13 protein-coding genes are annotated in these 13,581 nt (G+C 36.5%); 6 read left to right on the forward strand and 7 right to left on the reverse strand.

The genetic code is table 11. The annotated features are described in order from the left end of the window. Positions 1-49 precede the first annotated feature (49 nt). From IPM92_08350 to IPM92_08365, 4 genes are read right to left on the reverse strand one after another with little or no spacing between them, the layout of a single operon-like run. Positions 50-1,030: a type IX secretion system membrane protein PorP/SprF gene (locus IPM92_08350; protein MBK9108370.1), complete on the reverse strand. Its 981-nt coding sequence runs from the start codon at positions 1,028-1,030 to the stop codon at positions 50-52. Further along, entirely contained in the window at positions 1,024-3,000 is a 1,977-nt protein-coding gene (locus IPM92_08355) for a thioredoxin domain-containing protein (GenBank protein MBK9108371.1), read from the reverse strand. Before IPM92_08355 ends, IPM92_08350 begins: the two co-directional genes overlap by 7 nt. Further along, positions 2,993-3,763: an MBL fold metallo-hydrolase gene (locus IPM92_08360; GenBank protein ID MBK9108372.1), complete on the reverse strand. Its 771-nt coding sequence runs from the start codon at positions 3,761-3,763 to the stop codon at positions 2,993-2,995. The genes IPM92_08355 and IPM92_08360 overlap by 8 nt, the downstream gene beginning before the upstream one ends. After that, positions 3,760-4,041 carry a hypothetical protein gene (locus IPM92_08365; protein ID MBK9108373.1) on the reverse strand — a complete coding sequence of 94 codons (282 nt, stop codon included), beginning with the start codon at positions 4,039-4,041 and terminating at the stop codon, positions 3,760-3,762. The genes IPM92_08360 and IPM92_08365 overlap by 4 nt, the downstream gene beginning before the upstream one ends. 498 nt (positions 4,042-4,539) lie before the next feature. Between IPM92_08365 and IPM92_08370 the strand changes: the two genes are divergently transcribed. From IPM92_08370 to IPM92_08385, 4 genes are all read left to right on the forward strand, one after another. Continuing rightward, entirely contained in the window at positions 4,540-5,139 is a 600-nt protein-coding gene (locus IPM92_08370; GenBank protein ID MBK9108374.1) for a PorT family protein, read from the forward strand. 1 nt (position 5,140) lies between these two features. Beyond that, entirely contained in the window at positions 5,141-5,350 is a 210-nt protein-coding gene (locus IPM92_08375; GenBank protein MBK9108375.1) for a hypothetical protein, read from the forward strand. A 32-nt stretch (positions 5,351-5,382) separates the two neighbouring features. Then, positions 5,383-5,631, forward strand: coding sequence for a hypothetical protein (locus IPM92_08380; protein ID MBK9108376.1), 249 nt, complete (start codon positions 5,383-5,385; stop codon positions 5,629-5,631). 146 nt (positions 5,632-5,777) lie between these two features. Continuing rightward, on the forward strand, positions 5,778-7,037 hold the full coding sequence (locus IPM92_08385) for a metal ABC transporter permease (protein MBK9108377.1): 1,260 nt from the start codon (positions 5,778-5,780) through the stop codon (positions 7,035-7,037). A 143-nt stretch (positions 7,038-7,180) separates the two neighbouring features. Here the strand turns inward: IPM92_08385 and IPM92_08390 are convergent, their stop codons facing one another. After that, on the reverse strand, positions 7,181-7,861 hold the full coding sequence (locus tag IPM92_08390) for a hypothetical protein (protein MBK9108378.1): 681 nt from the start codon (positions 7,859-7,861) through the stop codon (positions 7,181-7,183). Positions 7,862-8,391: 530 nt separating this feature from the next. After that, entirely contained in the window at positions 8,392-8,742 is a 351-nt protein-coding gene (locus IPM92_08395) for a hypothetical protein (protein ID MBK9108379.1), read from the reverse strand. A 356-nt stretch (positions 8,743-9,098) separates the two neighbouring features. Between IPM92_08395 and IPM92_08400 the strand changes: the two genes are divergently transcribed. Next, positions 9,099-9,686 (forward strand): hypothetical protein, encoded by a 588-nt coding sequence (locus tag IPM92_08400; protein MBK9108380.1) that lies wholly within the window; start codon positions 9,099-9,101, stop codon positions 9,684-9,686. 2 nt (positions 9,687-9,688) lie between these two features. Continuing rightward, positions 9,689-10,483 (forward strand): tetratricopeptide repeat protein, encoded by a 795-nt coding sequence (locus tag IPM92_08405; GenBank protein MBK9108381.1) that lies wholly within the window; start codon positions 9,689-9,691, stop codon positions 10,481-10,483. Between the two features lie 310 nt (positions 10,484-10,793). Here the strand turns inward: IPM92_08405 and IPM92_08410 are convergent, their stop codons facing one another. Beyond that, positions 10,794-13,517, reverse strand: a complete 2,724-nt coding sequence (locus IPM92_08410; protein ID MBK9108382.1) for a CHAT domain-containing protein — start codon at positions 13,515-13,517, stop codon at positions 10,794-10,796. Positions 13,518-13,581 lie beyond the last annotated feature (64 nt).

Genomic DNA, 13,581 nt, shown 5'->3' on the forward strand with positions numbered 1-13,581 from the left:
TCTTTTTTTAACAATTTTAATAAAAATTTAATATATATTAAATTGGTAATCAATCCAGATATCTTGGGCTTTTCAATACCGGTGGTTTCCTCCCCTGTCCAATAGCTTTGCCAAAATTATAAAAGAGGCCAAATTCCTGACTCCTTTGAACCGCACTTACCGGAATTTTTCCCAAATAAAATTCATGCAAATAGGCGACAGACCATTTTGAACTCAGCTCAAAACCAAAAGAAATTCCCATCGATTCAAGTGATTCATCATGATAACCCCTTAAATGTATCCCTCCAAAAATGTTGCCATTATATGCTCCTCCTAAAAATATTTCTGTTTGGGTCTTATTAAGGTCAGTATAAACGGATAATGATGGAAAATATTTGAAGGATCCCACCATCCCCTGATAGCTTGTATATATAACATAATGTCTCCTGTTCTTATAAAGCACAGGAAATGCTGCTTTTCCTGATTCAAACAGGCTGGTAGCGGCACAGCCAAATTTAATGCCCGAATACTCCAGGGCCAAAGAAAACCCTGCATCCAACATTTGAAAACTCGATTTGCTATTGTCAAGTAAGGGATCCCGGTGCTCTACCCGGCCTCCGGTATAATCTCCATCGGGTGTTTGAACCAATCTGCCATCAAAACTGTGGTAGGCATATTGCAATTGAACAGCAAAGCTCCATAAGATCTTATTAAAATGAAAAACCCTGTTAAAGCTGGGTTGTAAATAGATTTGTTGGCTCAATCCGGTCTCATCTTTTCCCATAGCCAATCCGGCTCCGGAGCGAATCCAATATAATGGCAGGTGCAAGCGGACATCAAATGTTTGTGGATGTCCGTTCAGGCCTTGCCATTGGTTGCGAAATGTTGCAGAACCAACAATGGTACCTTCCAAACCTCCAAAAGCAGGTATTAATTTATAGGGGTCTTTATACGAAAAGCCCTGCAATGAGAGCTGCTGAGCACCACAATATGCCGTCAAAACCATGAGAATTCCGAAAACTACCGCCCTATACTTAAGTGATGCTAACATTGTGTCCAATAGTCTTTAAACTTAGTTTCCAAAGAATCTTTTTTATCCATAGGAGGAAAACAAACCTGTTGCATGCAAAGGACATATTTTCCATGGAGACTCAAATCCTGCTGCAAAAATACGCCCGGGATGTACCCAATATTAAGTTTTTCTAATATTTCAATACTCGAATTGGCTTTCAAAAGTGGATTCCCAAATTCTTCCTGTAACAGTATAGTTGCCCAGGATGCAGTGGCAAGAGGGTATTTAGCTATTGCCGGCCGAAGCGCCTTTAGAATTGGCGTATAAAAGTCACAATATATTACATCACCTGTCACCTGATAAAGATAACGCGCAAGCTGACAAATTATGACATTGGCATTAGGGTAGGTCGATTCCGTCCATTCTATGGCTTCGTGAACAAAATCTCCATGAACTTCAGACGACATTTTTAATAAAACGGAGTTTGGTGTACTAAATAGCTTCAGCGTTTGTGCAAAGAGGTTTTTCAATAATAATAAATATCTATCTTCAAAACTAATTTGATAGACCTCCATTAAAGCCTTTCCTAAAAAACTATAATCTTCCAGAAATCCATAAGCCTGAGGTTTGCCATCGAAAATATATCGACACAGATGTCCCTCACTATGAAAACCATATTTTAACAGTGATTCCAACAGGGAAATCGCGTTGAGTTTATAGTCTTCCTTCAGCGTATGTCGATAGGCTTCTGCATAAGTTCCGACCAACATGGCATTCCATGCAATGATTCCTTTCTTGTCTATGGATGGTTTTGACCGTTCATTTCTTTTATTTAATAATTGGATCCTAAGTTTGTCAAGTTTTATAAATTCTTCCAAAAAAGTTGCAGAATTAAGTTTATCCAAACGCAAACGCAATACCTTTTTATGGGGATGCACATGATCTAAAGGACTGAGTTGAAAAAGTTCAAAGAAGGCTATTCCTTCTGAAGCTAACACGTCATTTAATTCGCTTTGCTGCCACACGTAGGATTTACCCTCTTCGCCTTCAGAATCAGCATCCATGGCTGCATAAAAGTAACCCAGGGGATCCCGCATCTGGTTTTCAAAAAAAACTAACGATCGTTCGGCTTGCTCTTTCAAAAATGGGTCTGCACTTAATTTATATGCCTGAAATCCGGCTTCACAAATTTGTGCATGATCGTAGAGCATTTTTTCAAAATGGGGAACATTCCAGGAACCATCTACTGAATACCTGCAATAGCCGCCTTGCAATTGATCAAAAATACCACCGGCGTTTAAACTTTGTAAACTTTTAATAACATGTTGTGGAGCAGCTTCGTAACCTTTGTAATAATAGAGCTGCATCAGGAGCTGAATAGCCTGAATATGGGGAAATTTAGGTGCAGTTCCAAATCCGCCTTCTGTCTGGTCTGCCGAAGACATCAATTGTTTTAGGAGAGATTCCGGATCTATTGGATTGCTTTCCGCATTGATATCTCCAGGGAACACATTGATGGCATTTAGATGCCCCACTAAATGGTCTGCTTGATCAAGAATTTCTCTTGATTTCTCCCGGTATGCTTGAGCAACCGACAACAGGATCTGGTTCCACGAAGGTCTGCCATATTTGGGCTCCGGCGGAAAATAAGTTCCTCCAAAAAATGGCTTGCCATCTTCAGTTAGAAAACAATTTAAGGGCCAGCCTCCCGAAATTCCCATGGCTTGAATGGCATTCATAAAATAATGGTCAAGATCTGGCCTTTCCTCCCGGTCAATCTTCACGTTGATAAAATGCTCATTCATGATTTCAGCGGTCAGATGGTCTTCAAATGATTCGTGAGCCATAACGTGACACCAATGGCAGGTAGAATATCCAATACTTACTAATATTGCTTTATGCTGATTTTGAGCTTGTTCGATGATGCTCGAGCTCCAGCTTTGCCAATGAACGGGATTTGTGGCATGTTGCTGCAAATACGGACTGTGGGAATCGATCAGCTTATTCATCATTAATATTTATACGCAGTCCATCGTATGCTAATTTTATATGAACAGGCAATTCTCTTTCTATAAAATGATGGCAGCCCATTTGATGACTCAAATGCGTGATATAACAGATATCGGGATTGATTTGATTTATATATCTGACGGCCTGTGACAGATTTAAGTGGCTGTGATGTTCTTCTTTGCGCAAGGCATTTATAACTAATACTTTACAATTTGCCATACTTTTGATTTGTTCATCATTGATCCGGCTTGCATCGGTTATATAAACAAGTCCTCCGATCTTAAAACCAACAATTCCCAATTGTCCGTGCCAAATTCTCAATATCTCTACCATCTTTCCTGCTATATTTATCTGTGTATTGGCTTTGAGTTCAATTAAATCTATTTCTGGCAAACCAGGGTATAAATGTGGCTCAAATACATAATGGAATCTCTTTTTCAGATCTTCCAAAACGCGTGCTTCTCCATAAAAAGGAATTCGGCCCACTTTAAAATTGACAGGTCTAATGTCGTCCAATCCAGCCGTGTGATCGGCGTGTTCATGCGTCAATAAAACCGCTTGTAAATTTTCGATCTCAGATCTCAAGGCTTGTTGCCTGAAGTCCGGACCAATATCGATGAGGAAATTTGTTTGCGGCCATTGAAGCAAAGCTGAAGTTCGCAACCTTTTATCTTTTGCATCTGCCGATTTACAAACGGAACACTTACAAGCTATAACGGGAATACCTTGAGAAGTGCCAGTGCCTAAAAATGTGAGTATCAAGAATTTGTTTCTTGCAAAGATCGCAAGGAGACAGCCTTATCGTATAAATTTTTTTCTTCAGCTTCTAAGATCTCGCGATCCCCATCCAACTCCGGTAATAAATCGAGCAAACAGTTCATTCTGCCTTCAATATCGAAAAACTTATTGATGACCAATACTTTCTTTGCTTCAACTCTACAGTAACCGGATTGAAAATGACCTTGTTCGTAGCGAACAGTATATTGGAGGGCTTTACATAGATCTTCCAATTTTTTAAGATTACCACGGGTAAATTTCATCCTTAAGAATCGGTTTATTACGGCGTAAAACTATAATAAAATGATTAATTAAAAAATATTAAATGTGTTTTTCCTTCATAATTGGGGATTAATATATTTTTTTAATTGACATAAACATATAAGCAGCTCAAAGCTAATAGCTTAAAACCAATCAGCTGTGGTTCGGTTTGAAGAAATGAAAGGCAGGTGGCTTGCAATTTTCCTCTGGATAAGTCTCTAGCCGGCATGCAAAGGAAGACTTGAATGACAAGCGATTTTTGAAGCGATATTCTGCCAGAGAATCAAGTTCCGCATGTTGGAAACCTTGTCATCAATGAGGGAACTGCCTTTGCGTATTATGAAGTAGGTCGAAAATCACACAGCCTAAATATAAATTTATGTCAAACTAGGAAATTAAACCGAATGAGTTCACTTCTCATTGATTGAGACATTTCCAGCAATGATCAATACCTCAGATCTGTTATCAATCGTTCCATCATGATAAACTATCTTTGGTTCATGAAAAAAATCTGGTTTTCCATTATTTGTCTTATTTACCTTTCAGCACAAGCGCTTGTTGCACAACGGTTTGAAGGGAGTCTTAAAATTGCAGGTACATTGTCGCAAATTGATGGAGACGATATATACGGATTCCACAAACCCGGATATGAAATTGGTGGATTTGTATCGGCAAGGTTATCCAAAACCACAGCTTTGGAAACCGGGATTTCATATAATCTTAGAGGCAGTCACTATAGTAAAAATGATCTATTGAGAGTAGCGATTTCATTGCAGTATATAGATATTCCGGTACTTTTCGTCTTGAGGGACTGGCTGAATGAAACGGGCGAGGATGAATATTATCAAATGGAATTTTTTGGTGGATTGTCTTTAGGACGATTAGTAGGCAGCAGTAGTCTGAGCGGGGTGGATCGCGATTTTAAGAAAACTGATGTGAGTTACATTTTGGGAGCTTCTTATTTCTGGTCAAAGAACTGGGGCGGAAGTGCAAAATATACGCGATCGTTTACTTCGCTTTATGAATACAGTAAAAATGGAGGATTTATCCAGATGACCAGTTATTATTTATCTTTGGGGCTTAAATATAAATTCAATTAAAATGCAGCTTAGAATTGGTTTGATTAGTGCTTTGATCCTGTTGACTTTGCTTTCCTGTAATCAGGACAAGTCTTCCAAAAAATCCAGCGAAGGAAGCTCCGGTAAAAAAATTGAACTTGGCGCATTTCCATCAGATCAATTATCAAATATTCGTTCTCAAGGAACTAGTGTTGATCTGATTTCTCTAAAAAAGATGTCAATGTATCTATGAGCTTTGACAACCCACAATCGTTCAATATTATCATGTCTTTCATTACTGAAGATAAAGGCAACTTGACAAATATGTGTACTCCGGATGCGCATTTAATGGTTCAAAAAAACGGAGACATCATTCAAGAAATGGATTTGTATTATAAAAATGGCTGTAATGCAATGGTATTTTTAGATGCTAAAGGTCAGAAAATGGCTGCAAACCAAATCAGCAATGAAGGCATGGACTTTTTTAATAATTTTCTCAAATCTAAATCGGCTCAGGATAGTTTAGGTAGATAACCCTTCTAATTATTCCAAAAGCCTTCGCTTTATTATTTCCATATAGATTGTATCTTTAAGGTGATTCTTTGCTTATATTTATAGGTGTTATAACAACATTATATTCGAATCAGCAAAGCAACCATCAACTAAAATACATGGATCAAATTTCTGAACATCTCATTTATTTTTTTCAATCAGAGTTAGGACTTAGGACTTTGATTATTGCGGTATTGGTAGGTGCCATGTGTGGAATGTTAGGATGTTTTATAGTCTTAAGAAATATGGCAATGATTGGCGACGCACTTTCTCATGCGATCCTACCGGGAATCGTAGTTGCCTTTATTTTTGTGGGCTACTCTAATTTAGGTTTTTTTGCCGGATCAGTGCTTGCAGGATTGATTGCAGCTTTTTTAATAACCTGGCTCCAACAAAAACTTCGCGTCAAAAATGATGCAGCCATTGGCATCATCTTTACATTCATGTTTAGTTTGGGTGTAATCGGAATTTCCTGGCTCAGTGGCAAAGAAGGTGTTCATTTGGACCTTAAAGATTTTTTATTTGGTAATCTATTATCTGTTTCAGTAGATGATTTAAAATTGACGATTGTATTATTTTTTGTGGTAACAGGAATCCTTATTCTTTTCTACCGTCATTTATTTGTCACCACTTTTCAAGCTGTATTATCAGCTACATTGGGAATAAAAGCGAGTGTCATCCACTATTTACTCATGCTTTTATTGAGTTTGGTTGTTGTAGCTTCCTTGCGAAGTGTAGGTGTCATTTTGGTAGTTTCGATGTTGATCACACCTGCATCAGCAGCTTTGATGCTGGCGAATAGATTACATATTGTTTTAATTTGGGCTGCTGTGCTGGGTTCGTTTTCAGCTATTTGCGGCTTGGTCTTATCCATCGCTTGTGATTTTCCGGTGGGTCCATCAATGGCGGTTATGACGACGATCATTTATGCTTTCATTGCTTTGTTAGCTCCAAGGAAAGGATTTATTCCCAGGTACAACGCAAGACGAAATCTTCATAAGCGAATTATTATCGAAGATATTTTAAAGCGAACTTTGCAATCCGGAAATACCGACATCACTCCGGAAGCTTTGTCACAAATAACCGGACATTCATCCAGAAATTTAAAAACCTGGTTCAAGAAACTGGTAAGACTAGGACTTTATACGGAAATGGATGATCATTTTATCCTTACTGATCTTGGAAGAACTCGAGCAATTCAACTGGTCCGGGCTCATCGTTTGTGGGAAACATTTTTAGTGGAAGAACTCGGACTCGCAACAGATCAGATTCATGAAGATGCAGAACATGCCGAACATTATTTGAGTGACGAGGACCTTCACAAACTGGACGAACAATTGGGTTATCCAGAAACGGATCCACATGGTTCTCCCATCCCTAAAGTTTAAAACCTCCACAATTTCATTGAAGAGTCTCATCATTTCTAAAAACATACACAAGATTCTATTGCAATAAAATAATATCTGCTTTGATCAAAGAACGGCAAAAAAAAGCCCGCTTAAAAAGCGGGCTCAGAAACATTCAGACTGTTTTAATGACGAAGCAGATTGATCATCTCATTAGCAATGCTTTGGTATTTCCCGCCTTCATAATTTAACTGGTTGAAAAGAACTATCGCCATTCTTGGACTATCGCATACTTTTAGAGTGGACCATGCGAAATAAAATTTAATCTCGTCTTTAAACATTTGCTTTGAAGGGTCATTTTTCAATGAAACCGATTTATTCAAAACACTCAGTTTGTTTGCAGCAGGTCCATATTGTCCCAGATAAAGTTGTGATAAGGCAAAATAAAATTTAGCTTTTTCATCTGTTGGGTTCAATTCGCAATATTGAAGGAACAATCTTTTGGCTTGCTCAAATTCATAGGATTCAAATTTTTCCAACGCTTGAATCCACAAATTTTCGCTGACTAAAATACCTTTTATTGCTGATAGTTTCGCATTTACATGTACCGGCTCACCATCAACACTGATTCCTTTTTTAGGCTCATTATTGGTAATGACACCTAAATCTTTTTGCGAATTCAAATGTTCAAAATTCGTCTGGATCAAACTGGTAATCAAAATATCTTTCACAGGGTTAATTGAATGGCCTGATTTTGTTTCCAAACATTTGATCAATGAATGATCATTTTGAAATGTTTGAGCAAGAATATCGTGTGCAATAAGGCAACAAAAACTTACTAAAATGGAATAGATGAAATTTTTCATGACATTAATTTTTTGAATTTTTTATTTAATAATTTGCATTGATTCTTCAATTGTCGTTACAATCATTAATCAATTGCTTTCATATATAAGGTGCAATTGCTCGTAAAAAATTAAGGCCGCAGTAAAAATTATTTTTAAAATTTGAAATGAGTAAGATTAAAAAAGCGAAAGCCAATAATACAGCCTTGTCCAAAAACTTTGAATTAAATCATCAGGGACTCATAATAGCACTATCACGAAGCACGATTGCCTATAAATGAACAGATTTAAATGAATGCCCCAAAGCCAATCTGTGCGATGAAAGCTCTAAGCAATATTTGATATTAAAATTTTGAAAATATAATTCAGCATATTATTGTAATGAAATTGGAATACATCAGCTTCAGAGGAATTCTTTTATAATGCATCACGACCATTAATTCAATTAAGATCATTCCTTTATGAGTAATTTCAAAAAAAGCAATAAAAAAAAGCGAAGACCTTGCGTTCAAGGTCTTCGCTTTGATATTTAAGAGTATGAAAGTATCTCTTTACTTTCTATTTCTCTTGCCGAGCAAGTAAAAGCTGTAACGACAGTGGAACCAGCAAGGTCCGTTTTCCACGAAACCGGGATCGCCACATCTTTTGTAACATATTTCAAAAATAATGGGACCTAAGATGGGATCATTTTGCTTTTGATTTTTGGTTTCACCCAATACCATGTTTGGAGCCTCAAGATTGGCAGACAGTTTTTCCAACTGAGCACCTAAGCTCGATTCAGAATCACAAATTGGCAATGCATAAATGTTTGACTTCATTTGATCATCACCGTTCAAATGCAATGAACTTGAAAAAGGGCTTAAAAGAAAAAAAGGAAACGCAAATAAAATGGAAGTTTTCATGACTCAAATTTTAAAAGTTAAAAAATTAAATTCAAAATGTACTCGTTTACTACTTACAATAAATCAAATACAATTAGAGGGTGCAGAAAGTGTAAAAAAATTAAGGCAGTGCTCTAAATAAATATTTCTTCCAGTTATTATCAAAGGAGATATTGGTCTTTAGGCCCATCTCAATCAAAAATCCGATACACTTTAATCCAATTTTAAACTGATAATCTTAATAATGAGGTGTTAGGCAACCAATAGAATCATATAATATGAATGTTATATGTATAAAATGGCCAATTTGAATAAAAAAAATGCCTATTAGCCTTAATAATTGCTTTATTTTTACACAAACTATATATTAGGATCCCATGTGCAAGTCCTGTGAATCATTTCAACTCCACCTCACTCAAGGAGAAGTTGGCCGAAAGTTGGCCGCAAAACTCCTGTTTGAGGAGGAGATCATCCGGAAACACGCAAAGTATTTTTATTGGAAATATCAAAGGTTTGTTTCGGTAAATTTTGAAGATTGGGAAGATTTTTACATTGAGATCGTACTTCGTGTTTTCCATGAGAAAGAATCCGGGAGAGGTCCCAGGGAGAATTGCGAAGGTTATTATTACAAACTTACCCGGAATATTTGTGAAGAAATGGTACGTGCAGCAACAAAAGCAAAGAATGTTCAAAAGCACTTCAGCGAACTTGAGGAAATAACCGGCGACCCAATGATTATTGAAAAAGTGAAACAATACATTTTTAAACTGGAATGCAAATGCAGTACTTTATTATATCATTACCATATCGAAGAAAAATTGGAAAGAGATAAACAAAAATTAACAGAACTCCTAAAAGACAAATGCGGAAAAGACTATACAAAGGGTTCTATACCTGTGCATTTATCAGGATGCCTGGACAAACTTAATGCAATGATATCTAAAGACCCCGATAAGCTATTTTAGTCATGAAAGAAAAATCCAACATAGAACTACATGAAGCCTACCTCAACGGAAGTCTAAGGACCGAGGAATTAAATAATTTTAAATCCAGACTTAAAAGTGACCCCGGCTTTAAAAAGGAATTTGTTCAATTTTTATTAAGCCAGTCAAGTTGGTCAAACACAAAATTGGACCAGGACAGGGACTTGATCAAGCAAGTCTATGCAGAATTACAACCCATTTCATATCAGAAACCGGATACCAAATACCTCCTCAAAAGATTCTGGTCTGACCATCAAAAGTCAATTGCCATTGCAGCCAGCTTCTTATTATTACTCTCCATTTGTACCGTGTATTTATGGAATCCTCCGATTTCTAACGAACAAATGTTTGCTCAATTCATGGTAGAACCCGTCAGCATGGAGCGTGCCTCAGTTGTAGAAAAGCAGTTTTTTGAAAAATCGTCACAGTTCTACTATCAGGATCAGCCATTGATTGACAGCCTGGTAGCTCAGTTAAACAAGAGTTCAGAATTTGGAATTCCCGTTTATTATCTGGCCCATGCCTATTTCAAAACCAAGCAATATGAAAAAGCCCTGGATTACTTTGAAAGATGCCTTGGCAAGCTTGACTACATCAATCAGGTACCACAATTACAGGGATCAGATATAGACATCCGCTTTAATACCTTGCTTACAAAATTTATACTTAAAAAAGACAAAGCTGTGTTACTCCAAGAAATCAATTCTATTGAAAAATCCATTGAGCCCACGCACCCACTCATGCCAAAATTGGAAAAGATCAAAAAAGAAATTCAATAAATATGGAGCAGTCCTTTATAAAATTGTAATGTCTCATTAATGGTATAAAAAGCATAAATAAAGGAAGAATTACGAACAATTTTAAGCAAAAGTCCTCAGCAAAGTTTTAGACATCCATGGTAAATGAAAGCATGCTGTCTAGGTATTTACATTTAAGCAAACCATTAATACCCATATTTTTAATCGGAAGGATTGAAACCCCAATTAATGCAATAAATTCGAAGATTAAATAACCAAAAATTCTTCAATAAAAACTTACAACTGGTAGTTGATAAATTTTTTGCAAGATCTTCTTTAGATTAAAATTGATTCACGCAAACCAAGATTTCTTCCTTTTCAAAAAGTAAATGAATGTTATGATCATTGCAGTTCCAAAGAGTATCCATAGGTATGGAAACACTTTTGGTTTTGGGGCAAATTCTGCTGCATTTCCAATGAGAATCAAACCTGCCCATTCGTCGGGATAAACTGCTTTCCCGGCTTTGAGATAGGCTCTTTTGCTTTCAGACAAGGCCACATCCTTTGGTTTCCCATTTACCAGATAATGCCGATAAAATTCAGGGATAATTTTAGAAGCCCCATTGGTTTGGATTTTCCACAAAGTGGTAATCATTGCTTTGACACCTGCATAGGCAAAACCTCTGGCGAGGCTGATGTTTCCCTCCCCTTCTTGAAGCGGACCTAAAGCCGTTTCGCAAGCAGTTAAAGTCAATAATTCCTGCCGCATCGGTATGTGGTATAATTCTTTTAAATAAAGAAATTGAGAAGTATCCGGCTGAATGGATGTTTGATTAAAAGCTATAAAACTTTGATCGGGATCTGGAGATTCGAAACCATGTGTAGCAATGTGCATAAATGCGTGGGTTTTCGTAACCCGGATAAAATTTTCCTTAGAACTAAGTTTTACGAGATGAGATGAAGGGATTTGCATTTGAATTTTATGAATCTCTTCCTTTTGATAATTCATATATGGAAGTAATGCTGAAGATTTATGAAAATCAGGAGCAAACAAGGCCAAACTCGAATTCAAAGAAGGCTTATCGTCACCTTTTTTCATTTCCTCCAGCAGACTCGCAGAAAAGCAATAACTAATGGCATGCTGCTGAACGAGAAATTGTTCATTTTTAACGAGATCCGGAATGTGAAGCTGATCAGGTTCCCATTGACACAACAAAGCATCGAACGAAAGGTCATTCAGGGAACCATCCGGAATAATGACCAGGCGTTGATTCAATCGGATGCGATTTTTAATCCTCCCAACCAGTAGTTGGTAAAGCTCAAAGGATTGTTTACAAAACGAGCTTTGTTTGGCATCTGAAATTCTTCCTGTACTATCTACCGGATTCATATGAGCTCTGAATTCAGAAACCCGGTTGAACAATTCGCGTTTCGCGATATGTACAGTGTCCAGTAAAAATGTATCTTTTTGAATGGCCAAAATGAGGAGCAAAGAATCATGAATAAAATACTCAAGCATCGTTTGATCGGCTTCCAATATTGAGTCCTGCACTTGTTTTGGATGATTGCGAATGCCCTGATATTTTAATGCAAAATAAGCGGGTGCTTCTTTTTGGAGCCGATCGAAGAAATCATGTTGTTTCGATGAAATTTCAGCTTCCAAATCCTTATTATTGATTGCATCCAATTGCAATTTGGAGATTTCATTCTGAAGCTTCTGCAAATGCTCAGTTAGCAATGCCCCGGCATTGTTCAATCTTGAGGCTTCCAATAGAGAGAAGGCTTTGCTGTGTTCGATAAAGTGAAAGACTTTGTCCTTGAATTCAGGATTACCATTTTGATAATATAAGCTAGCCATATCAATAACTGCATCAGGGATCCAGAGACGAGATTTTTGAGCAAGTTTAACTTTAGATAAATCATTAATTAGATTTCCTCTCATGTGATTCAATAATTTCGCAAGGCTGTCATAAGATGCTTGGGATAAAATATCTGATCCAATCTTTTTTGAACTCATCGCAAGTTTTAGACGGCCAAAACTTCCCAAAAACAAAAGATTAAACTCGTAATTACTTTTCAATTGTTGAATAGGAGGAAATACTATAGTAGTATCCCCATTTAAACTCCTAAGTAGCAATGTATAATAATAATTCGCACTATCAAGTGCATTCAACCGATAGTAAGATGACCCAATATTTAAGTAAGAATATTTCAACTGCTCAGGATTATAAATTCCTTCAGCATTCTTATTTAAATTAATTGCTCTTAAATATGCAGATTTAGCCTCACTAAATCTATTGCCTATATACAAAATTGTTGCTACATTATTTAACGAGCTGATATAAGTACTATAATCGTTCGCACCAAAATAATATTCACTTGCCTTCTTATAAGAAATCATTGCTGAATCCAATAGAATACAATGCGATGAATAATTAGACTTCTGTTTAGACAAGGCAAATTCCAAATAAGCATTTCCCATAGTCAAATAAAGGCCGGCAACCCGGAACAAGGTATCTTCAGGATTAGAAACGTTTCTTACAAGTTTGAATCCATTTTGACAGTATATTATAGCTTCATCATATCTATTTTGTATTAGGCAACTGTTAGCCCATTGAATATACAAATCGTAAATTTGCTTTTTAGTTCTTAACACAAATTCAGGGTCAAATGCCTGAGAATTGGATATGGCATTTAAAAAAGTATGCTCAGCATTTAAGAAATTCTGATGTGCCTGATTCCATTCTCCTAGTATTGTATAACTTTCTCCTAACCGAATATGTACAAATACCAATGGAAAAATAGGATATATACTTTTATAAGCTATTACAGAATCATAATATTTTATTGCATTTATATGTTCACCTTCAAGCGAATAGGAGTATCCTATATTAGCAAGTGCCCTGACTCCCAAAATAGTGGTAGTTTTGTTGGTATGACTTGACTCCAATTTTATAGATGCTAGAAAATAATTCCTAGCCCAATCTCCATAGATAAATAAATATTTTGAACCTAATTTATATAATTCATCACAAAGTTTTACACTGCTAGTGTCAAATAAAATTTGTGATTTCAAAATATTAATTGCCAATTTTTGACTAAGGGAATCATTGCTATCAACATTCTTTATTGAATCATAT

It is taken from the genome of Saprospiraceae bacterium (assembly GCA_016719615.1).
Classification (GTDB): domain Bacteria; phylum Bacteroidota; class Bacteroidia; order Chitinophagales; family Saprospiraceae; genus Vicinibacter.

What these genes read in the sequence shown, in the direction of transcription:
- IPM92_08350 (MBK9108370.1), bottom strand. Translation starts at nt 1,030, where the DNA reads ATGTTAGCATCACTTAAGTATAGGGCGGTAGTTTTCGGAATTCTCATG.
- IPM92_08365 (MBK9108373.1), bottom strand. Translation starts at nt 4,041, where the DNA reads ATGAAATTTACCCGTGGTAATCTTAAAAAATTGGAAGATCTATGTAAA.
- IPM92_08375 (MBK9108375.1), top strand. Translation starts at nt 5,141, where the DNA reads ATGCAGCTTAGAATTGGTTTGATTAGTGCTTTGATCCTGTTGACTTTG.
- IPM92_08395 (MBK9108379.1), bottom strand. Translation starts at nt 8,742, where the DNA reads ATGAAAACTTCCATTTTATTTGCGTTTCCTTTTTTTCTTTTAAGCCCT.
- IPM92_08400 (MBK9108380.1), top strand. Translation starts at nt 9,099, where the DNA reads ATGTGCAAGTCCTGTGAATCATTTCAACTCCACCTCACTCAAGGAGAA.
- IPM92_08390 (MBK9108378.1), bottom strand. Translation starts at nt 7,861, where the DNA reads ATGAAAAATTTCATCTATTCCATTTTAGTAAGTTTTTGTTGCCTTATT.
- IPM92_08380 (MBK9108376.1), top strand. Translation starts at nt 5,383, where the DNA reads ATGTCTTTCATTACTGAAGATAAAGGCAACTTGACAAATATGTGTACT.
- IPM92_08355 (MBK9108371.1), bottom strand. Translation starts at nt 3,000, where the DNA reads ATGAATAAGCTGATCGATTCCCACAGTCCGTATTTGCAGCAACATGCC.
- IPM92_08405 (MBK9108381.1), top strand. Translation starts at nt 9,689, where the DNA reads ATGAAAGAAAAATCCAACATAGAACTACATGAAGCCTACCTCAACGGA.
- IPM92_08370 (MBK9108374.1), top strand. Translation starts at nt 4,540, where the DNA reads ATGAAAAAAATCTGGTTTTCCATTATTTGTCTTATTTACCTTTCAGCA.